The organism is Allobosea psychrotolerans, assembly GCF_002917105.1.
GTDB classification, from domain to species: Bacteria; Pseudomonadota; Alphaproteobacteria; order Rhizobiales; family Beijerinckiaceae; genus Allobosea; species Allobosea psychrotolerans.
The window spans coordinates 13,859-37,787 of sequence record NZ_PQFZ01000001.1 but is presented as its reverse complement, the minus strand read 5'-3'; the positions used below and the strand labels follow the sequence as shown (position 1 = coordinate 37,787).

Below are 23,929 nucleotides of genomic sequence, written 5' to 3'. Positions count from 1 at the left end.
CTTCTGAAAATATACAATCAAAACAGCTTGGAAGCCTTCAAAGACATGACCCTTACCCTTCGAGAAGCGCCTGCAAACTGACGATCACATCGTCAGGCGCACCGCGCTGATCTCGCTGGCGATCTGCTTGAAGATCGGACTGAGCTGCGAGGCGGCGGTCACTTCGAAATACTTGCCGGCATCGGACGCGCAGGCCTTGAGCAGGTCTCGGTTCCCATCCATGACGCGCACCGTATAGACGACGATTCCCGCCGTCTGCGCATTGGCGCAGGCGAGCTTGGTGCGCGCATCGATGTTCGGATTCGAACTCGAGCCATCTCCCTCGAAGCGGTTCTTGGTGTTGTCGCCATCGGTCAGCAGGATCATGAACTTCTTCAGGCGCGGCGTGGCAAGCGGTTTTGCTTCCGTGAAGGGCGCGCCCGGGCTCAGAGTCGCCATGCCCCAGGCGGCGCCGATGGTTACATTGGTCGCGCCGACCGGCGTCATTGCGTTGATGCGCTGCGTCAGGGCGTCCCAATTGCTTGTCAGCGGCATGACCTTCGCCTGGCTCGACGGGGAATAGGCGTCGCAGAAATCGGCAGGATAAGCGCTCGCATTGGTGCCGCCGCCATCGCCGTCCTGCACGTCATAGTTCTTGTCGCGGTCGGCAACGCAGCCTTGCCAGCTGTTCTTGCTGATCGTGGTCGTCGTCGTGGTGCAGCTGTAGTTCCGGCCGTGGCCGCTGCAGCTTTCCTGTGTCTGCGTCTGGTCCCAGCGCAGCCAGCTCGCGTCCTTGTAGCTCGTATCGAGAATGACCCGTGTCGAGAACGGCACGATCGAGATCTTGATCTGGTCCGGCTCGGAGGTCGCCTCCTTCATGATCTTCAGGAGATCGAGCGAAGCGGTCTTCAGCGCATCCATCTTGCCCGACGATGCCATCGAGCCGGTATTATCGAGCACCAGGGCAAGCTCGATCGTGTTGGTTCCCCATGACGACTGGCTGCTGCTGCTGATCTGGATGGCATCCTGGCCGATCAATTGCGTCAGGCTTGCCGTCAGGCTTGCCTTGGCGCTGATGTTGATCGTGCGGCCGGTGCGGTCGATTGTGACGGTGGCGCCGCTGAACCCATCCGCGGCGTCGCCATGCAGGCTTGCCCGGATCCAGCCATTGACCCTTTCGCGCAATTGCGCGTCGCTCAGCTTCGTCGCGTCGCGCGCCGCCATCAGCGCGGCGGAATCGATCGCCGCGTTGAGCATGGTGCGCATCGTGGTAGCGCGGGAATAGTCGACCGCCGCGCCGACCAGCCCGAGAACCGGGATCATCGCAAGGCCGAACAGCATCATGACATTGCCCGAGCGGTCCTGAGCAAAACGCGCCCAAAGCGACATGAAACGCGTCGCCTCGATCTTGATCCGCTCCATCGCCAGCCACCTCTCAACCTTGCGCCGTTTTCAACCGCGGGTAGCGATGGCGTCCAGGACCTTACGAATCGCTAAAATCGATCGCAGGAACTCGGCTCTATCTCGCAGTTGCCGTGAATAACGCAGCGACAGCACAACTTTTGAGAGAATATATGCACATAAACAACCATAGGGCACCAATCCCGCTCGCCATCCGACCCGGCTCGCAACGGCAGGCATTATTTCCAAATCGAGAAAGGTGATCCGTCTCTTTTCCGGATTTCGAGAAAGAGAACACTGCGACATGATGCTGGCAGCATTCGCGCCGCAGGGAGAAGATCATGTCGCCATCTCAAGCCAACGGCCTCAGCCTGCCCAAGGGCGTCGTCATCAAGGGCGCGCTCGGCCCGCGCTTCGACGAGATTCTGAGCCATGACGCGCTCGCCTTTGTCGCCGATCTGCAGCGCCGCTTCAACGAGACGCGCAAGCGCCTGCTGAGCCTGCGCGCCGAGCGCCAGAAGCGCTTCGATGCCGGCGAGACGCCGGATTTCCTGACCGAGACCCGCCATATCCGCGAGGGCGACTGGAAGATCGCGCCCATCCCCGCCGATCTGCTGGACCGCCGCGTCGAGATCACCGGCCCGGTCGACCGCAAGATGATCATCAACGCGCTGAACTCGGGCGCAAAAGTCTTCATGGCCGATTTCGAGGATGCCTCATCGCCGGTCTGGGCCAATATGATCGAAGGTCAGATCAACCTCAGGGATCGCTGGGCGAACAAGATCGACTTCACCGAACCGAGCACCGGCAAGGCCTACAAGCTCAAGGACAAGCCCGCCGTCCTGATCATCCGCCCGCGCGGCTGGCACCTGCCGGAAGCGCATATCGAGATCGACGGCGAAATCGCTTCGGGCTCCCTGGTCGATTTCGGGCTTTATGTCTTCCACAACGCCAAGGCTGCGCTGGCGGCGGGCTCCGGCCCCTATTTCTACCTGCCCAAGCTCGAGAGCCATCTCGAGGCGCGCCTCTGGAACGACGTTTTTGTCGCAGCCCAGAACGCGCTCGGCCTGAAGGTCGGAACGATCAAGGCCACCGTCCTGATCGAAACCCTGCCGGCCGCCTTCGAGATGGACGAGATCCTGTTCGAGCTGAAGGACCATATGGCCGGGCTGAACTGCGGCCGCTGGGACTACATCTTCTCCTTCATCAAGAAGCTCGCCCGCAACGCGGCTTACGTCCTGCCCGACCGCTCGCAGGTCGTGATGACAAAAGCCTTCCTGCGCGCCTATTCGCTGCTCCTGATCAAGACCTGCCATCGCCGTGGCGCCTTCGCCATGGGCGGCATGGCGGCTCAAATCCCGGTCAAGAACAATCCTGAGGCCAATGCTGCGGCCTTCGCCAAGGTCAAGGCCGACAAGGAGCGCGAGGCTGGCGACGGCCATGACGGCACCTGGGTCGCCCATCCCGACCTCGTCCCCGTCGCCATGGAGGTGTTCGACCGGCTGATGCCGCAGGCCAACCAGCTCGACAAGAAGCGCGAGGACGTCAGCGTGACCGCAAAGGATCTGCTCGAGGTCCATCAAGGCACGCGCACGGAAGAGGGTTTCCGCGAGAACATCCGCGTCGGCGTGCAATATCTCGAAGCCTGGCTGCGCGGCCGCGGCGCGGTGCCGATCTACAACATGATGGAAGACGCCGCGACCGCCGAGATCAGCCGCGCCCAGATCTGGCAGTTCGTGCAATACGGCGTCGAGGTCGATGGCGGCACGAAAGTCACCGCCGATCTGTTCAAGCGCTGCCTCACCGAAGAGATGGCGCGAGTGAAGGGCGAGCTCGGCGCAGAGACTTACGACAAGGGCCGCTTCCCCGAGGCGATCGCGCTGTTTTCCCAGCTCTCGCTCGCGCCGGAATTCGAGGAGTTCCTGACCGTCCCGGCTTACGGGAAGCTGTAAGGACTGCTGTCGGAAGATAAAAGCGCCGCCGCGAGGCGGCGCTTTTGCTTTGTCCACCAGGTGTCGATGATCGCCCCTGTCCGACAGGCTCGTCCTTCGCCTTGCCCCGTTCCCGCTAACTTCACTCCACCCGCGCCAGAACCTGCTCCAGATTTACAAAAAACTGCGGCCACCCGGCCTTGGCGCCCTGATAGGCCTGCACTTGATCAGGCCTGAAGCCCGACTGCTCCATGCGCAGATGCGTTCCGCCGGGCGTCGGAGTCAGCGTCCAGGTGACGACGCTCTCGAGGCCGTAAGCGCCCCAGCTATAGGACAGCGCCCTGTTCGGCTCCATAGCCAGGACCTGACAGTCGACGGCGCCCCAATCGGCGCGAAGGCTGAAACGATGGTCCATGACAGGTTTGAAGTCGTTCTTCATCAGCCACTCCGCGATCAAATGTGGCTGCGTGAGCGCGCGCCAGATTTTTTCCGGCGGATGAGAGAGCTCCCGTTCGACAACGACGGAGCGGGTCTCGGTCAATGTTTCGATCATTGGTCCATCCTCTTCAGCAGGTCTTCGAGATCGTCGAAACGGGCTTCCCAGAACCCGGCCATCTGGCTTGTCCAGTCGATCAGCGGGCTCAGGGCGCCGGGCTGCGCGCAATAATGGGTCTGGCGACCTTGATGGCGGTCACGCACCAGCCCGGCTTGCTTCAGCACCCCGAGATGTTTCGACACCGCCGGCTGCGAGACGCCGGCCCGGGCCGTCAAGGCCCCGACCGTCTGCTCGCCGTCACGGCACAGCCGCTCGAAGATGGCCCGCCGGGTCGGGTCGGCGAGCGTCCTGAAGAGCATGTCGTGGCTGTCCGGCATCGAATCCATAACTCTCTGGTTATTGTTCAGATCAATAACCAGAGAGTTATGGATGAGTCAACTGAGGGCGCAGGCGCAGCGATGGCCGGTCGCGACTTGGGTTCAAGACGTGTATGCTCGGGACGAGCCCGAGCATGACGGAGAGGGCGGAGGGTAAGGCGTAGACCGCCGGACCAGTGGCGCGATGGCCTTGCCGTCATTGCGAGCGCAGCGAAGCAATCGAGGAGGGCACGCTCTACGTCCTCTGGATTGCTTCGCTGCGCTCGCAATGACGATGGAGCGGCGGTCAGATCACAGCCCGAACATCAAACCGCGGCTGCCGGATCTCGCATTGGTGATCGCAAGCCAAGCGGCTCCGCTTGTCGCCCTCGGCTCCCCTCTCCTACTCTGACCGAAAGCAAGATCAGGCTCCGGGAGGGTTGCATATGCTTCACCGTCGCACGCTGCTTCAGGTCGCGGCCCTTGGCGGTCTGGCCTCCTCGCTCGACAGCCAGGGCGCAAAGGCCGAGGAACCTGCAATCTGGAGCGCCGAATACAGCGCCACAAAAGCGCCCGGCGTCGAGCTTGCGATCTATCGCAAGCGCGTCGGACCGCCGGGCGGCAAGCCATTGCCGGTGCTGTTCTTCGTACATGGCTCATCGGCTTCGGGCCGGCCGACATACGACCTGACCATTCCCGGGCGTGACGACATCTCAATGATGAATGTCGCGGCGCGCTGGGGCTATGACGTCTGGACCATGGACCATGAGGGCTATGGCAAATCCACGCGCACCTCCGGCAATTCCGACATCGCCAGCGGCGTCGCGGATCTGACCGTCGCAGGCGACCTGGTGCGCCGCGAAACCGGCCAGGAGCGCATGCATATGATGGGCGAAAGCTCCGGCGCGCTGCGGGTCGGCGCCTATGCGATGGCGCGGCCCGACCGCGTCGGGCGGCTGGTGCTGCAGGCCTTCACCTATACCGGCCAGGGCTCGGGCACGCTCAGCAAGCGGGCCGAGCAGGCCGAGTATTTCCGCAGCCATAACCGCCGCCCGCGCGATGCCGGCATGCTGGGCAGCATCTTCACCCGCGACAAGCCCGGCACCACCGACCAGGACGTGATCGACGCCTTCATCAAGGCCGAGCTGCCCTTTGGCGACAGTGTGCCGGCCGGCACCTATCTCGACATGACGGTCAATCTGCCGGTGGTCCATCCTGATCGGGTCACGGCTCCGGTGCTGATGATCAGCGGGCAATATGACGGCATCGCCTCGATGGACGACATCTGCGACTTCTTCAAGAAACTGCCCAATGGCGACAAGCAGCTCACCATCATCCCAGGTGCCGCGCATACGCTGGTCTCGAGCAAGCAGCGCTTCGCCTTCTGGCGTGTGATGAAATCCTGGCTGGAAGGCTAAGGCGCTTGGGGCCTTCCAAGGGGAAACGGATCATGCGGCATCTGCGGCTCTGCACCCTGCTTGCGGGTGCCCTTCTTGCAACCTCGCCCGCCCTGGCCGACACGCTGCAGCCAGCGCGTCGCATCGAGGCCACGAGCGACTTCGCCGGCAAGAAGCCCGGCAAAGCCGCCCATGACGTCAGCGGCATGGCCTGCATGCCGGCGCGCGACGGCAGGCAGCGCTGCCTGCTGATCAATGACGAGAGCACGGCTGCACAATTCGCGACGCTTCGTGACGGCGCCCTCACCCCCGGCGAGAGCCTGCCGCTGCTTGGCGAAGGGCCATCGCCGGCGACGCTCGGCGCTGCCCCAGCCGTAGCCTGTCCGGAACAGGGCAAGTTCCGCGACCTTGACGGCGAGAGCGTCGCTTTTGCCGCGCCCTATTTCTATGTCGCCGGCTCGCATGGTTGCTCGCGCCATTCCGGCCAGTTCCGACTTTCGGCCTTCCACCTCGCCCGCATCAAGGTCGACGCCAATGGCCGGGCTGAAGGTGCGCCCGAACTGACCTACCGCCTGAGCGACCTGCTGCGGCGGGCAGGCACGGCCGGTGGCTTTTTCGGCCGGGATCTGATGAGCGCCAATGGCACGAATGTCGAGGCCATCGCCGTTGCCGGAGACCGGCTCTGGGCCGGCTTGCGCGCGCCTTCACTCGACGGCAAGGCCTTCCTCATCGGCGCGAGCCTCGCTGATCTCTTCGCGGCCGGGCATCGGCCGGCGCAGGGCGAGCCCGGCCTCGTGGCGGTCCCGCTCGGCGGCCAGCGCGGCTTCCGCGATCTCGCAGCCCTTAGGGATGGCCGGCTGCTCGCCCTGGTCGGCCCGGCGCAGGAGCAGGATCTGGATTACGCGCTGATGCTCATCGACCCGGCGCGGCCCGAGGCGGCGCGGGAGCTGGGCAAGCTGCGCAACCGCGACAGCGCCAAGGCCGAGGCGCTGACGATCCTCTCCGAAACAGCCACGGGCCTCGACATCCTGATCGGCTATGACGGTCCCAGGAACGGCAAGTTCGAGGAATACCGCCTGCCCGCGCCCTGAAAGCCAGCGAATCGGCTAGACCGAGCGCATGACCGCTTTATCCTTCCTCGACCGCCTGTCATCGATCGTCGCGCGCTATCGCAGCGAGGTCGCCTCCCCGCGCGAGCATCTGGCGCTGCTGCGCTGGCAGATCGCGCGGGGCGATGCGCTCGACGAGCGCGCGACCATACCCGGACATCTCACCACCAGCGCGATCGTGCTTTCGCCCGACCACGCCCAGATATTGCTGATCGACCATGTCGCGATCGGCCGCTGGCTCCAGCCAGGCGGCCATTACGAGCCGGCTGAGGCCTTCCACCATTCAGCGGCGCGCGAGGCGGTCGAGGAGACCGGCATCCAGGGACTGGTGCTGCATCCCTGGCACCAGGGCGGCGACCTGCCCTTCGCCATCGACAGCCATGACGTGCCCGGCAAGCCCGCCCGCGGCGAGCCCGACCATGTCCATCACGACCTGCAATATCTCTTCCTCGCCGACCCGACGCTGGCGCTCGTCGCACAGGTGGAGGAGGTCCGTGCCGCGGCTTGGAAACCCATGGTGGAACTGGCCGCGATCGCGCCTCGGGTGCATGCCCGACTCGGCGATATGGCACCGCGCTGACGTCGTTCATGTTGCCGCAGCGCAACATTGCGTCGCATTGCGCAACCTGGCCGCCGCCGACTCTCGCGCTGCCTTTCCGGCTCAGGCATCCTGATTTTGCTGGATAATCGCGGAATCAGATATTGCAAATCATTCGCATTTGCATAAGGGTCTCTCATCTCAACCGGAACCCGCCCATGTCGTTCAGATCCCTCGCTCTCGCCTTGCTCGGCTCGGCCGCTGCTGCAACCGTCTCGCTGGCCGCCGATTTGCCCTCGCGCAAGGGCGCGCCGGCGATTCCGGCCACCTTGTCCGCCTGCAGTGAGAGCGAGGGCATCCCAACCGACGCCTTCGGCTTCACCACCGGCTCCGATGTCGCGGATAAGGGCTCCTTCGGCCCGAGTCTGACTTATGGCGGGGGCTTCGGTGCGCGCGCCGGTACGCTCAACAGCCACAGCGCCCAGCTCCAGGGCTCTTATGGCCTGCTGCCCTGCCTCGAGGTCGGCCCCTATCTGCTCGGCAACTACACCGACGCTTCCTTCGGCGGCGTCAACGCGGATTCGCGCAGCTACGGCGCTGGCGTCGAGATGAAATACAAGCTGCTCGGCCGCGACCTCCACGGCATCGGCCTGACCGTGGTGCTCGACCCCAGCGTCAACCGCACCGATCCCGACGGCGCCAGCCGCTTCACCGGCTACAACACCGGCATCCGGGTTTTTGCCGACAAGACGCTGATCCCCGGCAAGCTCTACGCCGCCCTCAACGTCTCGCACGACCTGACCTGGACGGGCCCCAGCCCCTATGGCCGCAGCTCGACGCTGACGCTGGGCGCCTCGCTCGCCTGGCAGGCCGTGGACGGCATCTATCTCAGCGGCGAAGTGCGCCATCAGCGCCGCTACAACGATCTCGGATTCGGCACCGAGGCCGGCTACGCGACTTTCGCAGGCCCCGGCGTCTACTGGCAGGCGACCAAGCAGCTTGCCCTCTCGGCCGCCTACAACATCCAGGTCGCCGGCAAGGCCAAGGGTCAGCCCGGCGATCTCGACCTGACCAATTTCAGCCAGCATCTGGTCAAGGTGAAAGCGTCTTACAGTTTCTGAGCGATCGAGCCATTTCCAGGCATGTCCTGAACGGCGGCCCCGGCAACGCGGCCGCCGTTTTGATTCTAAGTCCGCTGGGGCGGCATTGACACGCTCGCCAGCGACATATTAGCGTCCGCCCATTATACTCCACCCCAGTATCCGGATCGCATGCCGCATACACCCGAAGAGAAGAAGCGCGCCATCGCCCGGCTGCGCCGCATCAGAGGGCAGGCCGATGCGCTCGTGCTCGCGGTCGAGCGCGGCGATGAGTGCGGCGCGCTGCTCCAACAGCTCTCGGCGCTGCGCGGCGCGGCGACCGGGCTGATGGCCGAGGTTCTCGAAAGCCATCTGCGCGAAACCTTGCTGGGAAGAACGAGCGGGAAGACCGCGCCGCAAGCCGGCGAGGCGGAGATCGCACAGATCATGCGCGCCATCCGCCCCTATCTGAAATAACCGCAATAACCGCCAGAAGAAGGACACATCCGATGAAGACACGCGCCGCCGTCGCCTGGGAAGCGGGCAAGCCGCTGACCATCGAGACTATCGAGATCGGCGGCCCCAAGGCCGGCGAAGTGCTGGTCGAGGTCATGGCGACCGGCATCTGCCATACCGACGCCTACACGCTGTCGGGGCTGGATTCCGAGGGCAAGTTCCCGGCGATCCTCGGCCATGAGGGCGCCGGCATCGTGCGTGAGATCGGCGCGGGCGTGACCTCGCTGAAGCCCGGCGACCATGTCATCCCGCTCTACACGCCGGAATGCCGCAGCTGTAAATCCTGCCTGTCGCGCCGGACCAATCTCTGCACCTCGATCCGCGCCACCCAGGGCCAGGGCGTGATGCCGGACGGCACCTCGCGCTTCTCCTGCGATGGCGGCGAGGTCTTCCACTATATGGGCTGCTCGACCTTCGCGAACTTCACCGTGCTGCCCGAGATCGCCCTGGCGAAGGTCCGCGAGGACGCGCCCTTCGACAAGATCTGCTATATCGGCTGCGGCGTGACCACCGGCATCGGTGCGGTGATCTACACCGCGAAAGTCTGGCCGGGCGCGAATGTCGTGGTCTTCGGGCTGGGCGGCATCGGCCTCAACGTCATCCAGGGCGCGCGCATGGTCGGCGCCGACAAGATCATCGGCGTCGACATCAACCCGGCCAAGGTCGAGATGGCCAAGAAGTTCGGCATGACCGACTTCGTCAACCCCAGAGAGGTCGGCAACGACAAGGTCGTGCAGGCGATCGTCGATCTCACCGGCGGCGGCGCGGATTTCTCCTTCGACGCCACCGGCAACACGGATGTGATGCGGCAGGCATTGGAATGCTGCCATCGCGGCTGGGGCGAGTCGATCGTCATCGGCGTTGCCGAGGCCGGCAAGGAGATCGCCACCCGCCCGTTCCAGCTCGTCACCGGCCGTGTCTGGAAGGGCACGGCGTTCGGCGGCGCGCGCGGCCGCACCGATGTGCCGAAAATCGTCGACTGGTACATGGAGGGCAAGATCAACATCGACGACCTGATCACCCACAAGCTAAAGCTGGACGAGATCAACCACGGCTTCGACCTGATGCATGAAGGCAAGTCGATCAGGTCGGTCGTGGTGTACTGAGCGGCCGTTCTTTAGCCGCATCCATGACGCACTGAACCACCGCGTCATTCCGGGGCAGCGCCCTCGGGTCCGACCTTTGGTCGGCCCAAGGATAAACTCCGCGCTGAGCCCGGAACCCACGACTGGGTGCGACCCTTGGCGAACCGGGCGGGTACGTTTTCGCCCGCTCGTGGGTTCCGGGCGCTTCGCTCCGCGAAGCCCCGGAATGACAAAGGTCGTGCAACTGCGAAGGATACCCGATGGAACTCATCTCCTCCTCAAAGGCCTTTGGCGGCTCGCAGCGTGTCTATCGCCATGACAGCACGGTCTGCGCCTGCCCGATGACCTTCGCGATCTTCCTGCCCCAGCAGATCGAGGACGGGCCGGTGCCGGTGCTCTGGTATCTCTCAGGCCTGACCTGCTCGCACCAGAACGTCATGGACAAGGGCGAGTACCGCGCCGCCGCAGCAGCCAACGGCGTCGCCATCATCTGCCCTGACACCTCACCGCGCGGTGAGGGCATTCCCGACGAGCCGGACAACTGGCAATTCGGCTCCGGCGCCGGCTTCTATCTCGATGCGACGCAAGAGCCTTATGCAAAGAATTATCGCATGGAGAGCTACATCCGCGACGAATTGCCGGCGCTGGTCTCCCAGCATTTTCCGCTCGACATGGGCCGCCAGGGCATCTTTGGCCATTCGATGGGCGGCCATGGCGCGATCACGCTCGCACTCAAGAATCCGCTGCGTTACACCTCCGTCTCGGCCTTCGCGCCGATCACCCAGCCTTCGACCGCCGGCTGGTCGCGGCCCGCTTTCGAGAAATATCTCGGGCCGGACGAGACGACATGGCGTCCTTACGACTCCACCGCATTGATCGCAGACGGGCATCGCCTCAAGGACCTCCTGGTCGACCAGGGCACCGCCGACGGCTTCCTGCAGGAGGGGCTGCGGCCCTGGCTCCTGGAACTTGCCTGCGTCCAGGCCGAGATCCCGCTCGAACTGACGATGCGCGAGAGCTACGACCACTCCTACAACTTCGTCTCGACCTTCATGGCCCAGCATATCGGCTGGCATGCGCGGCGCCTGCTGCCCGACTGAGCCATCCGGCTGCGGAACGGGCAGCCCTCGCACGCGTTGAATCTCCAGGTCGAAATCCGGCCCAGGGGAAATCGCCATGCCGTCTCGTGTCGCAGCGCTAACCGATCGCTCGCTTTTCACCCGCCTGTCCCAGGCGACGGCGCATTGGGCGGGCAGGCCGCAGACCTTCGTCGTCGCCGTCGCGGTGATCGTCCTCTGGGGCCTGTCGGGCCCCTTCTTCGGCTTCAACGACACCTGGCAACTGGTGATCAACACCTCGACGACCATCGTCACCTTCCTGATGGTCTTCATCATCCAGAACAGCCAGAACCGCGACAGCGCCGCCATGCAGATCAAGCTCGACGAACTGATCGTGCGGCTTGAAGGCGCGCGCGAGGAGCTGCTCGATCTGGAAGAGCTCGACGAGGAGAAACTCGAGGCGATCCGCCAGGAATTCGAGAAACGCGCCGGCAAGGCGCGCGATGGCAAGCCAGCCTGAAGCCGTCTCGAGATGCGGCAGATGGTCAGCCAATAGGAGGCCAATTCGAACTGTCGGCGATCAAGCGCGATCCGGTACCGGAGTTGCTCAGGCGCCACACGCGCAGTCTTCCTACACATTCCACATCGGTGACGGCATTCGCTGGCAATTGCCTGCCTATGGTCCGCTTCCGATCGCGATGAGTCATGCCGATGCCGTCCGCCACGCTCGCGCCGATCGACAGCCACCTCTTCCTCGCTCACCTCTTTTCCAAGCAGTCTTGGCGCCCGTCAAATGCGGGGCAGCCGTTCCGCTGCGCCGCAGCCCCCCTTGGTGCCTGCGAGGCAGGTTTGTCACATGGCAAGACTGTCACATGGCGATCGTGCCGAGGCTGCGCGCGGGATAGCGCAGCGTCATGTCGAACGGGTTGAGCCGGGCCGCAAGCGCTGCCGCTTCGACTCGCAGCATGGCGACGATGTTCGGCAGGCGCTCTTCGCGCAGCCGTTCCGCCAGCGTGCCGATGCTGAGCGCGGCGACGGCGCGGCCCTCGGGATCGAGGATCGGCACGGCGACGCCCGCCATGCCTGGGATCAGGCCCTTGTTGAGATTGACCCAACCCTGTGCCCGGGTCGTGTCGAGCGCGCTACGCAGCGCCGCCTCGTCGAGATAGCCGAGATCGAGCAGGCGGGGCATGTTGAAGCGGATCACCGCCTCCCGCTCGGCCTCGGGCAGATGCGCCAGCATGGCGAGGCTGCCTTGGCCGAGGCCGAGCGGTACCTTGCCGCCGATGTCGCCGGTGAAGGTGCGGATCGGGAAGGGTCCCTCGATCCGGTCCAGGCAGATCGCGTCATAGCCATTGCGCACCAGCAGGAAGACGGTGTCGCTCAAGGTCGCCGACAAGCGCAGCAACGCCGGGCGCGCCAGATCGCGCAGGCCTCCGGCCTGACCCGCCCGCGCCGCCAGCACGAAGAAGTCGAGCCCGAGCCGATAGCGCTTGCCGCCCGCTGCCTGCTCGACGAAACCCTCCGCCATCAGGTCGCGTAAGGCGCGATGAGCCGTCGGCTGGCCGCAGCCGGCTGTCAGGGCGATGTCTTTCAGCCGCATGCCGGCGGCATCGCCCGCCGCGATGACGCGGAGCAGGGCCAGGGCCCGACGCAAGCTAGATTGGGGCCCGGCAGTTTCAGCGATATCGACAGCACCACTCATGACATCACGATAAAATTCTATATAGCGAAATTATGACAATAAAAATTTTGTCATGTGGAATTCGCCGTTGACCCATCTCGATGGTGGCGCTTTCCTCGCTGCACCGCAGTCCGGTGGGCTGATCCGAGGTCGATTGCGTGCTTTCCGCTCGAGATGCCGATGGGTTTTCCGAGGCTGTCATCGCCGAGCCTTGTCGATGATGACGCACGCGTCGCCTTTGGCCTCGACGCCTTTCCCGTCGGATTGCTGTGAGCGGCGCAGATGCCGCTGCTCCGTCGCCTCGCACGCAAGGATCATGCGGCCATCGCATTGCTGCTCGACGGGCAGGCGCGCGAGGTCAGGGCCGGCGACACGCCTTCGGCTTCGTCGGCACGGGCTTCCAGATCGCGCCCGGCGTCGACGAGGTCCTGGCCGAACTCATCCGCGACGGCGAAAGCCCAACGCCGATCGAGGTCTTCTCCATCAGCCGTTTTACTCGCGAGCCGCAGCGCGGTGTCCCTCCAGCAGGAAGACCAATGTCATGACCGATATCGCGCTCGCGCCTCCCGTTGCTCTGACCCAGACCGAGCGTGACCGCGCGATTCGGCGCACTGTCCTCGCCGGCTCGATCGGGGCAGTGTTCGAATGGTACGACCTCGTCATCTACGCGATGTTCGTGCCGGTCTTCGCCAAGCTGTTCTTCCCGACTGCCGACCCAACGGTGGGCATCCTGCTCGGGCTGGGCACCTTCGCCTCGGCCTGGCTGGTGCGCCCGCTCGGGGCCATGGTCATCGGCGCCTATGCCGACAAGGCGGGCCGCAAGCCCGCCATGGTGCTCTCGGCCCTGCTGATGATGGTCGGCACGGGCGTGACCGCGATCCTCCCGACCTATGCCACCATCGGCCTGGCCGCTCCGGTTCTGCTGATCCTGGCGCGAATGGTGCAGGGCTTCTCGGCTGGCGGCGAGTTCGGCAGCGTAACCGCGCTGATGGCCGAGCAGGACCCCAAGCGAGCCGGCTTCTATGCCTCGATCCAGTGGGCTTGTTCGGGCTTCTCGGTGCTTCTGGCCTCACTTTCGGCGTATGCGGTCAACACGCTTCTGACGCCCGAGCAGGTGCTGGCCTGGGGCTGGCGCATCCCGTTCATCGTCGGCGTGATGATCGGCCCGGTCGCCTGGTACATCCGCAAGCGCGCGCAGGAGAGCCCGCTCTTCGCCACGACCGAGCACGCCAAGAATCCGCTGCGGGAGATCGCCGCTCATGACAAGCGCATCGTGCTGATCGGCGCGGGCGTGGTCGCGGCCGGAGCCGCCGGCAGCTTCATGAACCAATACATGCCGACCTTCGCCATCACCACGCTGAAGCTCACCACCGAGCAGGCGCTGATCGGCACGATGGTCGCAGGCCTGATCAACACGGTCATGCCGGTGATGTTCGGACATCTCTCCGATAAGGTTGGCCGTATCCCGGTGATGCTGGTCTTCGCCGTCATCGGCCTGCTGATGACCTACCCGCTGTTCATCTGGCTGGTGCAGGAGCCGACGCTTGCCAAGCTTGTCACCATCCAGGCGCTGCTCGCCTTCGTGATGTATTCCGGCTATTTCGCGACCGCACCGGCCCTGCTCTCGGATCTCTTCCAGGTCCGGCGGCGGACGACGGGCATTTCGTTGAGCTATGTGCTGGGCCAGCTTCTGTTCGGCGGCGTCACGCCGCTGGTCGCCGCCGCACTCGTCGCCCAGACCGGCGACCGCACCAGCCCCGGCATTTATCTGACGGCAATCATCATGCTGAGCATCATCAGCCTGTGGTTCTGCCGCCGGCTCGGCGTGCGCTAGATTTCGAGCTGTCGAACGATCCAATGGATCGGAAACGCTCTGGACGAGGGCGCCGCTCGCTCGCTATCCTTGCATCATAGCGAGACGGCGCCTCAGTGCGGAGAGAGCGGATGCGCTGGTCGGCTGGCCTCAGGATCACCCTCGCCTCGCTCGCTCTGGCAACGGCGACCATCGAGCTATCGGCACAGCAGCCCGCCAGTCGCCGACCTGTGCTGACCGACGTCCAGGACGTCGCGACCTTGCGGCAGATCGAAGCCGCGGGCTTTTCGCTCGGCGCGATCCTCGGACAGGCGCAGGCCTCCTCGACCGCTGATCTCACGCGCGCCAGCGCAGCCTTCCGCATCATCGCGAGCCATGTCCGCGACGACGTCTCGGGCCTGCGCGCCGAGATGGCCGCCAATGGACGCAAGCTGTTCGAAGTCACCGACGGCAATGTCGGCCGCGTCATCGATCTCGGCTGGCTGAATTCGCCGATCGCGCAGTTCCGGCTGAGCGCCGTCGTCAACCGGCTCGACCGGCGCGATTTCGCCAGCCTGGGCGGCGAGACCGGCTGCGGCGAGGTTCGGCTGATCTATCGCCTCGCCTACGCGTTCGAGGATAGGCAGCTGAAGCGCCAGCTCGCCTCGCGCCTGCCTTTCACGCTGAACGCCGTCTTCACGACCGCCGCTTTGCCCGGCGAGACCTGCAACGATACGGCCGCGCTCTGGCTGTCCCAGCAGGCGAACACGGAGACTGCCGTGAGCGCCAAGGCGATCATCGACGGCCCCCTCGCGCGGGCCCGGCTGAGCCTGAAACAGGTCGAGATCAATGCGCAGATCGTGCGCTTTCCCTCCGGCATGGAAACGCAATTCGGCGGTCAGGCCGCCTATCTGCTGCGGGTCTTCGCCGCCGCGAGACAGGATAGCGCCCTGACGCTCTCGCCTAAGCCGCTCGAGAACACCCCCGACATTCCTCGCCTGAAAGCCGACGCCGCCCTACGCAAGGACCTCGTCGACTATGTCCGGGACCATGTTCCGGCGATCGACCAGGGCGTCTACCTGCTGCCGACCCGCTTTCTGGCAACGAAGGCGATCTCGTACTCGACCTTCGGCAGTGCCCGCCTTGCCAACCACCCCTTCACCGAAATCCTGCCGGTCGGCGCGCTGGCCGGCCTGGATCTGGGCGCGACACGCCTGGTCCGCACGGCGCGCGGCGTCATCGAGCGCTTGGACAACGGCACCTGCATGGGCTGCCATCAGGCCAATGCGACGGCCGGCTTCCATATGTTTGGGCTCGACGATGCGACCACATCGCCATTGAACCGGATCAAGACCGGTGTCTCCCCGCATTTCCACGCCGAGACCATCCGCCGCGCGGCCTATATCGAGGCGATGGCGGCAGGCCGCGAACCCGACCGCTATCGTCCGCTCTCCTTCGCGCCGCCCGCCAGCTGGCAGCCCGGCACGCCGTTCAGCTATCGCACTGCCGGACTGACGATGCCGTGCCTCACCGATACAGCCCGCCCGGCCTTCGGCGAGAACTGGACCTGCGGCAGCGGCTCGACCTGCAAGGCGATCATCGCCAACCCGTCCGTCGGCACCGAGCTCGGCCAATGCCTGAAGCTGGAGGAGGCTCGCAATTTTTCAGGCCAGCCCTGCCTCTCCGGCGCAATCACGACGGTCATCGGCAAGCCCTATCTCGACTCCTACAAGCTGACCGGACAGTTCGGCGCCTTCGCCAGGACCTTCTCTCGGGACAGCTTCAATTGCCGGCCGGCCAAGATCGGCGTGCCCGGCGGCATGGCCTATCGCCAATGCAACGCCGCCGACAAGAATTTCGCAGGCTTTACGGGCGGCAGGACGCCCGACGAGATTTGCGGCCTCGCCGGCGGCAAGGCCTTCGACGACTGCGTCGCGACCAATAATTTCGACGCCTGCCTCGCCCAATCCGTCACGCGCGGCAATCGCGGCACCTGCAGCGCGACGCGCTTCTGCCGTGAGGATTACATGTGCCAGGCGATGCCCGACGATGTCCCCGGCGCGGCCGATAGGGTCAAGGATTACGGCTTCTGTTCGCCGACCTATTTCCTCTTCCAGATGCGCATCGACGGGCACCCGAACCCGCGGGCGCCGCGACCCTAGAGCCTTGCGCGAAGAAGCGGGTACCGGTTCTTCGCTGGAGCAATGCCCTGAACTCCATCAGGACGCCGTCACACCACCGCCGTCAGCCCGCCATCGACCATCAGGAGGTGGCCGTTGACATAGTCCGACGCGGCCGAGGACAGGAAGATCGCGGCGCCCACCAGCTCCTTCGTCTCCCCCCAGCGGCCGGCCGGCGTGCGGCTGCTCACCCAGGCCGAGAACGCCTCGTCGGCGATCAGCGCCTTGTTGATCTCGGTGGTGAAATAGCCCGGCCCGATCGCGTTGGCCTGGATGTTGTGCTTGCCGAGCTCGGCGGCCAGGCCCCGCGTCATCATCTTCACCGCCCCCTTGGAGGCGGTGTAGGGAATGATCGTGGCGCGGCCGAGCTCGCTCATCACCGAGCCGATGCTGATGATCTTGCCGCGCTTGCGCGGGACCATGCGCTTGGTCACGGCTTGCGTGACGTAGAACACCGAATGCAGGTTCGTCGCCATGACCTCGTGCCAGCCCTCGACCGGGAACTCGGTGAAGGGGGCGCGCTTCTGCATGCCGGCATTGTTGATCAGGATGTCGATCGGCCCGATCTCGGCCTCGATCGTCGCGACGCCGGCTTCGACAGTCGCCTGATCCGTGACGTCGAAGGCGGCGACCGAGACCTTGCGGCCGGCAGCCGAGATCGTCTTAGCCGCCGCTTCCAGCTTGGCCTTGTCGCGGCCGTTGAGCACGACATGCGCGCCGGCTTCCGACAAACCCTCTGCAAGCGCCAGTCCGATACCCTGGCCGGAGCCGGTGATCAGGGCGATCTTGCCCGCGAGGCTGAACAGCGAAAGCGACATCGGTGGATCTCCGGTTGCGGCGCGTCTGACCTGCGCAGTTTGCGTTTGCCAGCGCGGGCCCGATTTCGGTAAGCATCTTTCAATCGATTAGACAATCGTAAGCTGGGCCGAGATCGCCAAGTCTCGCATATCCCCAAGTCCTGCGCCGGGAGAACGCCATGCGCGCCGTCGTCATCCATGCCGAGAAGGATCTGCGCGTCGAGGAAACGACAGCGCCGGCGCTCGGGCCGCTCGACGTCCGCGTGCGCATCGAGGCCGGCGGCATCTGCGGCTCCGACCTGCACTATTACCTGCATGGCGGTTTCGGCACGATCCGCATCAGGGAACCGATGATCCTGGGCCATGAGATCGCCGGCACGGTCGAGGCCGTGGGCGGCGAGGTTTCGCGCGTCAAGCCCGGCGACCGCGTCGCGGTCAATCCCAGCCGCGCCTGCGGGCGCTGCCGCTATTGCCAGATGGGTCAGCAGCAACACTGCACCGACATGCTGTTCTACGGCTCGGCGATGCGCTTTCCCCATGTCCAGGGCGGGTTCCGCGACATCCTCGTCGTCGAGGAGCGCCAGGCGGTAAAGGTCGCAGCAGGCGTCAGCGCGGCCATGGCCGCCTTCGCCGAGCCTCTCTCGGTCTGCCTGCATGCCGCCAAGCGTGCCGGCCCGTTGCTCGGCAAGCGCGTGCTGGTGACGGGCTCGGGCCCGATCGGCGTTCTGGCTGTGGTTGCGGCCAAGGCGGCGGGAGCCTCCGAGATCGTCGCGACCGATGTGGTCGATGGCCCCTTGCCGACAGCGCTGAAGATGGGCGCGACCGCCGCAATCAACGTCATGGCTGAGCCGGAGCGGCTGAAGGTGGAATACTGTGCGCAGAAGGGCGCCTTCGACGTGATGTTCGAGGCCTCCGGCAATCAGCACGCGCTGACGGGCGCCTTCGACGTGGTGCGCTCGGGCGGCACCATCGTGCAGATCGGCGTCGGCGGCAATTTCACCTTGCCGATGAATGTGCTCGTCGCCAAGGAGTTCGATCTGCGCGGCTCCTTCCGCTTCCATGAGGAGTTCGACTGGGCGGTGGCGATGATCGGCTCAGGCCACATCGACCTCTCGCCGCTGCTGACGGCCTCGATCCCGGTCGAACGCGCGATCGAGGCTTTCGATCTCGCCGCCGACAAGTCGAAGGCGATGAAGGTGCAACTCGCCTTCGGCTGATCAGCCGAGCCGCAGAGTCGGCCTTCCGGGCCGCCCATGGCGGGCTGCATCGTAGATGGCGAAGGTGCCACGCCCGTCATGTTTTGCCGCGTAGAGGGCGGCATCGGCCTGCGCGGCCGCCGCCTGAAAACTCTGGCTGGAAGAGACGAGGCAGGCTCCGACGCTGACGGTCATCGCGATCTCGGTTCCGTCGGCCAGGCGTACCGGCTCCCGCGCAACGACGCTCACCAGCTTCGACGCGATGCTCGACAATGCACCGAGATCGCATTCCGCGATGAGCAGGAAGAACTCGTCCCCGCCCCAGCGCGCGCAGATGTCGTAACTGCGCAGCACGGCCGATAGCCTCCCGACAATCTCGATGATCGCCTTGTCGCCTGCCTGATGACCATGCTTGTCGTTGATCGACTTGAACAGATCCAGATCGACCAGCACGAGACCCGATTGCCGCCCCGTCCTGCCTGCGCGATTCTGTTCGCGTGCGAACGCATCCTCGAAACCACGTCGGTTGAGCACGCCCGTCAGCGGATCGGCATGGGCCAGCCGCTCCAATGTCTCGGTGCGCTCGCGCACCATCGCCTCGAGACGGTCGGTATTGTCGCCGACGGCCCGCGCCATCTCGTCGAGCGCGCGCGACAGGCGGCCGATCTCGTCTTGCGCAGTGTCGGCCGCCACCGCCGTGAAAGCCCCGCCCCTGACATTGTTGACCGAGGTCTCGACCCGGGCCAGCCGGTCGAGCACGCTGCGCTTGAACAGATAGGTCATCAGCGCCGCCGCGACGAGCAGGATCGCGGCCAGCAACACCGCGATCGGCGCGAAGAGGCGTCGGTCGATGATCGCGTCGACATCCATCAGCGTGATGTTGAACCAGCCGAGACGGTCGAGATACCCGACGCCAACCAGCGTCTTGTGCCCGTCCACGCGCATGAAGCGCGACTGTACCAGCGCATCCCCGCGTGAAACCTGCGCCATCATCAGCGACAGCGCGGCGCGGTCCTCCTCGTCATCCAGCAGCAGGAACACCGTCTTCTTGGCCTTGAGATCCTTGGTCAGGCTGTGGAAGTCGACGAGGCGCGGGTCGCGATGCGCCTGCACCGCGCCGTTGCGGTCGACGAACATGCTCTGCACGCCGGTCTGCGGGATATCGACGACCTCACGGATGAACTGGCTCAGGTCCACGCCGGTCCCGATGATGCCGAGCACATGCTCGCCCTGGCGGATGACGCAGTTTATCCAGACCTTGGTGACTTGCAGATTGTCATCATGGTCGACATTGAGATGACAGCCCGAACCAAGCGCCTCCGTCTTGTAGTACCAGCCGTCGCGCGGGTTTTCGCGCGAGAGCGTGTAGCGCTTGCGGTCGTTCTGATAGCTGTTGTCCTTGTCGTTGAAGTAATAATTCCCCGACCTGCCGATCACCATGAAATAGCTCTTGTCCTTGAAGGACAGCCGGTAGTGCTCGAGCTCGGCAAGGCCGCGCTGCGCCTTGGCCGGATCGCCCTCGTCCTGCGCCCATGCAAGAATTGCGGGTGAACGCGCGACGGTTTCCGCCAGCGAGACCTCCCGCATCAGCGATTCCAGCCCGCGATAGCGATCGAACAGGATCTGCTTCTCGGCGAAAAGCGTGCCGAGCTTCACCACGGTGAGGTTGACGATCCAGGAAAAGGCGATCGCGGAGGGAACGGCGACAGCCAGCAGCGCCATCAAGGTCAGGACCAGGACCCGGCCCTTCAAGCTCGACAGGAAGAAGAGGCGGACACGATTGGCGTGCATCGTGAGCATGGTCTCCGGCTTGCTCCCTGCTGGAGAAGCAAGACAACAGACCAAGCTGATTCGGCAACAATTCCGCCCGCTACTCCGGCATGACGTAAAGGCGCGACCGGTATCCGTCAGCGCCGGATGATTTCAGATGGAATCACGGGGTGATCCCGTCTGGCATCCTGCTCTAGAACAGCCCTTCGATCTGCCCGTTCGCATCGATATGGATGCGCTCGGCTGCGGGCTCACGGGGCAGGCCGGGCATCGTCATGATGTCTCCGCAGATCGCGACGACGAAGCCTGCACCGGCCGAGAGCCTGAGCTCGCGCACCGGCACCATATGGCCGGAGGGCGCGCCGCGCAGCGTCGGGTCGGCCGAGAAGGAATACTGCGTCTTCGCCACGCAGACCGGCAGCGCCCCGTGTCCGGCGCCCTCCAGCTCGGCAAAGCGCGCGCGCACCTTGGCGTCGGCGACGAGCCCGGCGGCGCCATAAATCTCGCGCGCGACCGTCTCGAGCTTGTCCCAGAGCGGCATGACATCGGGATAGAGCGGAGCGAAATCGGCCTCGCCCCCCTCCGCCAATGCCACGACCTTGTTCGCCAGCTCCTCGGTGCCGGCTCCGCCTTCCGCCCAGTGGCGGCAGATCACCGCCTCGACGCCAAGATGGTTGCGGCAGAAGCTGCGGATCAGGTCATGCTCGGCCGCCGTGTCGCTGGTGAAGTTATTGATCGCCACGATCGGCGGCACGCCGAATTTACGGATGTTCTCGACATGCCGCGCCAGATTGGCGAGCCCCGCCTCCAGCGCTGCGAGATCCTCCCTGGCCAGGCTGTCCTTGGCCAGGCCGCCATGCATCTTCAAGGCGCGCACGGTCGCCACCACGACGGCAGCTGCAGGCTTGAGACCGGCCTTGCGGCATTTGATGTCGAAGAACTTCTCGGCCCCGAGATCGGCGCCGAAGCCGGCTTCCGTTACGACATAATCGGCGAGCTTGAGCGCAGCCCGCGTTGCGATCACCGAATTGCAGCCATGGGCGATATTGGCGAAGGGGCCGCCATGGACGAAGGCCGGCGTGCCCTCCAGCGTCTGCACCAGATTGGGCATCACGGCATCCTTGAGCAGCACGCTCATTGCGCCTGTCGCCTTGAGCTCGGCTGCCGTGACCGGGCGCTTGTCGCGCGTGCGGCCAATCACGATCCGGCCAAGCCGTTCCTCCAGATCAGGCAGATCCTTCGCCAGACAGAAGATCGCCATCACCTCGGAGGCGACGGTGATGTCGAAGCCGTCCTCGCGCGGAAAGCCGTTGCTGGCCCCGCCGAGCGAGGAGACCGTCGAGCGCAAGGCCCGGTCGTTCATGTCCATCACCCGCCGCCAGGCGATGTAGCGGGTGTCGAGCCCGAGCGCGTTGCCCCAATAGACATGATTGTCGATCATCGCCGCGAGCAGGTTGTGCGCGCTGGTGATGGCGTGGAAATCGCCGGTGAAGTGCAGGTTGATCTGCTCCATCGGCACGACCTGGGCATAGCCGCCGCCAGCAGCGCCGCCCTTCACCCCGAAGCAGGGGCCCAGCGAAGGTTCACGCAGCGCGATCATGGTGTTCCGGCCGATGCGCGAAAGCCCGTCGCCGAGTCCCACCGTCGTCGTCGTCTTGCCCTCGCCCGCCGGCGTCGGGCTGATCGCCGTGACCAGGATCAGCTTGCCATCGGGCTTGCTCGCGAAATCGGGAATGGCTGATGTATCGACCTTGGCGATGAACTTGCCGTAGGGGTTGAGCGCCTCCTGGGGAATGCCGGCTCTGTCGGCGATGGCTGCGATCGGCTTCAGCCTCGCCGCGCGCGCAATTTCGATATCGGTCGGCATTCCATCCTCATGGCAGCGCGCCGGAGCCTGAAGCGGCGGGCGCGGAATCGTCGCTGCGACACTGCCGCGAAACCCGCCGCGCTGCCACTGCTTTCCTGCAAGTCAGGGGCGCCGTCGAGCGCAGCGGAGTTGAGAAAAACGCAGACAAGCAGGCGCCGGCTTTCGGCCGCCTTGATGAGCTAGACGACGAACTCCAACCGGAGCCGACATCATGATCAGCAGACGCGATCTCGTTGCAGCCAGCCTCTCCGCGGCCGGGTTCGCCGCTTTGGCATTGCCGCGCCTTGCCATGGCGCAAGAGGCCGAATTGCCGCTCACGCCCGCCTGCGGCGCGCCGGCCGCAGCGACGAAACGGCAGACGGAGGGACCTTATTTTGTCCCCTCATCCCCGTTGAAGCGCGATCTGCGCGGGGACGGCCCCGGCGACATCCTGGCCTTGTCCGGCTTCGTCCTGACCCGGCAATGCCGCCCCTTCAGCGGGGCGCTGGTCGATCTCTGGCACGCCAATGACAGCGGCGACTACGACAATTCCGGCTTCCGCTTTCGCGGCCATCAGTTCACCGACGAGCAGGGGCGCTACCAGTTCATCACGCGCATTCCGGGACTCTATCCGGGCCGGACGCGGCATTTCCATGTCAAGCTGCGTGCCGGCACCGGCCCCGTACTGACGACGCAACTCTATTTCCCAGACGAGCCCGCCAATGCCGGGGACGGCATCTACGACAAGTCGCTCCTGATGCAGATCCGCGCAGCCGAGGGCGGAAAGCTGGGCCGCTTCGATTTCGTACTCGCGGCCTGACGCGGAGGATCCGCCGGGCCGCAGTTGCTCAGGAAGCGGCTTGGCTCAGAAAGCGCGTTGGCTCACGCCACCAGATGCGCGTTCTGCGGAAACAGGAATTTGCGCGCCTCGTCGTCGAACTCGGTCTTGAAGGCGAACTTGTCCTTCAGCGCCGTAGCGCGCTGGGCCGCCGGGCGCGCCGAGATCTCGTCGAGATGGCGCTTGACGTTTGGCAGCTTGCCAAAGGCTTCGTCGCCAAGCGCGAACTGCGCCCGCGTCGCCCAGCCCCAGACCGACATGTCGATCAGCGTATAGGCGTCGCCCAGCATGTAGCGATGCTTGCCAAGCTGTGCGTCGAGGATGCCCCAATGCCGCTCGGCCTCGCGGGCATAGCGGTTGATCGCATAGGGAATTTTTTCCGGCGCGAATCGGCTGAAATGCACCGCCTGGCCGCAATAGGGGCCGATGCCGGTCGCCACGAACATCAGCCAGGACAGCATCTCGCCGCGCGCCTTCGGCGTGTTCTCCGGCAGGAACTGGCCGGTCTTCTCGGCGAGGTAGAGCAGGATCGCATTGCTGTCGAAAATGGCGACATCGCCATCGGTCAATGCCGGCGTCTTGGCGTTGGGGTTGATCGCCAGGAATTCCGGCTTGAACTGCTCGCCCTTGCGGGTGTCGACCGGCACGAGTTCATAGGGCAGACCGGCCTCTTCCAGGAACAGGGCGATCTTCGCGGGATTCGGCGAGGGGTGATAATAGAACTGGATCACGCATCATCTCCTTGGCTGAGGGTCCCCATGCGCCCGCTCTTGAAGGGGCGTCGAGAACAGCGCGCAGCATAGGCGGCTGTCAGCCTCTCCGCCCATCAAGAATGCGTAGACTCCCTTGATGCATCAAGCGCAGGCGCGCGCCGCCTCGCT

The 23,929-nt window shown here is 65.0% G+C and carries 21 protein-coding genes; 13 read left to right on the top strand and 8 right to left on the bottom strand.

Translation table 11 applies throughout. The features are described from left to right. Nucleotides 1–84: 84 nt before the first annotated feature. Nucleotides 85–1,401 carry a pilus assembly protein gene (locus CYD53_RS00170; protein WP_103716148.1) on the bottom strand — a complete coding sequence of 439 codons (1,317 nt, stop codon included), beginning with the start codon at nt 1,399–1,401 and terminating at the stop codon, nt 85–87. Between the two features lie 320 nt (nt 1,402–1,721). On the opposite strand from CYD53_RS00170, the gene aceB reads away from it, so the two are divergent. Beyond that, nucleotides 1,722–3,332 carry a malate synthase A gene (gene aceB, locus CYD53_RS00165; protein WP_103716147.1) on the top strand — a complete coding sequence of 537 codons (1,611 nt, stop codon included), beginning with the start codon at nt 1,722–1,724 and terminating at the stop codon, nt 3,330–3,332. Nucleotides 3,333–3,453: 121 nt separating this feature from the next. On the opposite strand, the gene CYD53_RS00160 is transcribed toward aceB, so the two are convergent. Both CYD53_RS00160 and CYD53_RS00155 read right to left on the bottom strand, forming a co-directional pair. Beyond that, entirely contained in the window at nt 3,454–3,864 is a 411-nt protein-coding gene (locus CYD53_RS00160) for an SRPBCC family protein (protein ID WP_103716146.1), read from the bottom strand. After that, on the bottom strand, nt 3,861–4,184 hold the full coding sequence (locus CYD53_RS00155) for an ArsR/SmtB family transcription factor (RefSeq protein WP_103716615.1): 324 nt from the start codon (nt 4,182–4,184) through the stop codon (nt 3,861–3,863). Before CYD53_RS00155 ends, CYD53_RS00160 begins: the two co-directional genes overlap by 4 nt. Nucleotides 4,185–4,609: 425 nt before the next feature. Between CYD53_RS00155 and CYD53_RS00150 the strand changes: the two genes are divergently transcribed. The 8 genes from CYD53_RS00150 to CYD53_RS00115 all read left to right on the top strand — a co-directional run bounded on the left by CYD53_RS00150 (nt 4,610) and on the right by CYD53_RS00115 (nt 11,465). Next, entirely contained in the window at nt 4,610–5,581 is a 972-nt protein-coding gene (locus CYD53_RS00150) for an alpha/beta hydrolase (RefSeq protein ID WP_103716145.1), read from the top strand. Nucleotides 5,582–5,613: 32 nt separating this feature from the next. Further along, a complete protein-coding gene (locus CYD53_RS00145) occupies nt 5,614–6,651 on the top strand; it encodes a DUF3616 domain-containing protein (protein WP_103716144.1) in 1,038 nt (345 codons plus the stop codon). A 28-nt stretch (nt 6,652–6,679) separates the two neighbouring features. Continuing rightward, nucleotides 6,680–7,249, top strand: coding sequence for an NUDIX hydrolase (locus tag CYD53_RS00140; RefSeq protein ID WP_103716143.1), 570 nt, complete (start codon nt 6,680–6,682; stop codon nt 7,247–7,249). A gap of 176 nt (nt 7,250–7,425) precedes the next feature. Next, entirely contained in the window at nt 7,426–8,328 is a 903-nt protein-coding gene (locus CYD53_RS00135) for a hypothetical protein (RefSeq protein ID WP_103716142.1), read from the top strand. 150 nt (nt 8,329–8,478) lie between these two features. Then, on the top strand, nt 8,479–8,763 hold the full coding sequence (locus CYD53_RS00130) for a metal-sensing transcriptional repressor (protein WP_103716141.1): 285 nt from the start codon (nt 8,479–8,481) through the stop codon (nt 8,761–8,763). Between the two features lie 32 nt (nt 8,764–8,795). After that, nucleotides 8,796–9,908, top strand: a complete 1,113-nt coding sequence (locus CYD53_RS00125; RefSeq protein ID WP_103716140.1) for an S-(hydroxymethyl)glutathione dehydrogenase/class III alcohol dehydrogenase — start codon at nt 8,796–8,798, stop codon at nt 9,906–9,908. 239 nt (nt 9,909–10,147) lie between these two features. After that, nucleotides 10,148–10,987 carry an S-formylglutathione hydrolase gene (fghA, locus tag CYD53_RS00120; protein ID WP_103716139.1) on the top strand — a complete coding sequence of 280 codons (840 nt, stop codon included), beginning with the start codon at nt 10,148–10,150 and terminating at the stop codon, nt 10,985–10,987. 76 nt (nt 10,988–11,063) lie between these two features. Then, nucleotides 11,064–11,465, top strand: coding sequence for a low affinity iron permease family protein (locus tag CYD53_RS00115; RefSeq protein WP_103716138.1), 402 nt, complete (start codon nt 11,064–11,066; stop codon nt 11,463–11,465). 348 nt (nt 11,466–11,813) lie between these two features. On the opposite strand, the gene CYD53_RS00110 is transcribed toward CYD53_RS00115, so the two are convergent. Then, on the bottom strand, nt 11,814–12,650 hold the full coding sequence (locus tag CYD53_RS00110) for an IclR family transcriptional regulator (protein ID WP_103716137.1): 837 nt from the start codon (nt 12,648–12,650) through the stop codon (nt 11,814–11,816). Nucleotides 12,651–13,170: 520 nt separating this feature from the next. On the opposite strand from CYD53_RS00110, the gene CYD53_RS00100 reads away from it, so the two are divergent. Continuing rightward, nucleotides 13,171–14,463 (top strand): MFS transporter, encoded by a 1,293-nt coding sequence (locus tag CYD53_RS00100; protein WP_103716136.1) that lies wholly within the window; start codon nt 13,171–13,173, stop codon nt 14,461–14,463. Nucleotides 14,464–14,573: 110 nt separating this feature from the next. After that, on the top strand, nt 14,574–16,583 hold the full coding sequence (locus CYD53_RS00095) for a hypothetical protein (protein WP_103716135.1): 2,010 nt from the start codon (nt 14,574–14,576) through the stop codon (nt 16,581–16,583). A 68-nt stretch (nt 16,584–16,651) separates the two neighbouring features. Here the strand turns inward: CYD53_RS00095 and CYD53_RS00090 are convergent, their stop codons facing one another. Beyond that, nucleotides 16,652–17,419 carry an SDR family NAD(P)-dependent oxidoreductase gene (locus CYD53_RS00090; protein ID WP_103716134.1) on the bottom strand — a complete coding sequence of 256 codons (768 nt, stop codon included), beginning with the start codon at nt 17,417–17,419 and terminating at the stop codon, nt 16,652–16,654. 158 nt (nt 17,420–17,577) lie between these two features. Here CYD53_RS00090 and CYD53_RS00085 point away from each other — a divergent pair, with 158 nt between their 5' ends. Beyond that, a complete protein-coding gene (locus CYD53_RS00085) occupies nt 17,578–18,615 on the top strand; it encodes an L-idonate 5-dehydrogenase (protein WP_103716133.1) in 1,038 nt (345 codons plus the stop codon). Here CYD53_RS00085 and CYD53_RS00080 read toward each other — a convergent pair whose 3' ends face one another. Then, entirely contained in the window at nt 18,616–20,394 is a 1,779-nt protein-coding gene (locus tag CYD53_RS00080) for a sensor domain-containing diguanylate cyclase (protein WP_245928011.1), read from the bottom strand. 163 nt (nt 20,395–20,557) lie between these two features. Then, complete coding sequence (locus CYD53_RS00075) at nt 20,558–22,231, bottom strand: formate--tetrahydrofolate ligase (RefSeq protein ID WP_103716132.1); 1,674 nt, start codon at nt 22,229–22,231, stop codon at nt 20,558–20,560. Between the two features lie 211 nt (nt 22,232–22,442). On the opposite strand from CYD53_RS00075, the gene CYD53_RS00070 reads away from it, so the two are divergent. Beyond that, nucleotides 22,443–23,030, top strand: coding sequence for a dioxygenase family protein (locus CYD53_RS00070; protein WP_210202268.1), 588 nt, complete (start codon nt 22,443–22,445; stop codon nt 23,028–23,030). Between the two features lie 62 nt (nt 23,031–23,092). Here the strand turns inward: CYD53_RS00070 and CYD53_RS00065 are convergent, their stop codons facing one another. Further along, nucleotides 23,093–23,779, bottom strand: a complete 687-nt coding sequence (locus CYD53_RS00065) for a glutathione S-transferase family protein (RefSeq protein WP_103716130.1) — start codon at nt 23,777–23,779, stop codon at nt 23,093–23,095. Nucleotides 23,780–23,929: the final 150 nt, after the last annotated feature.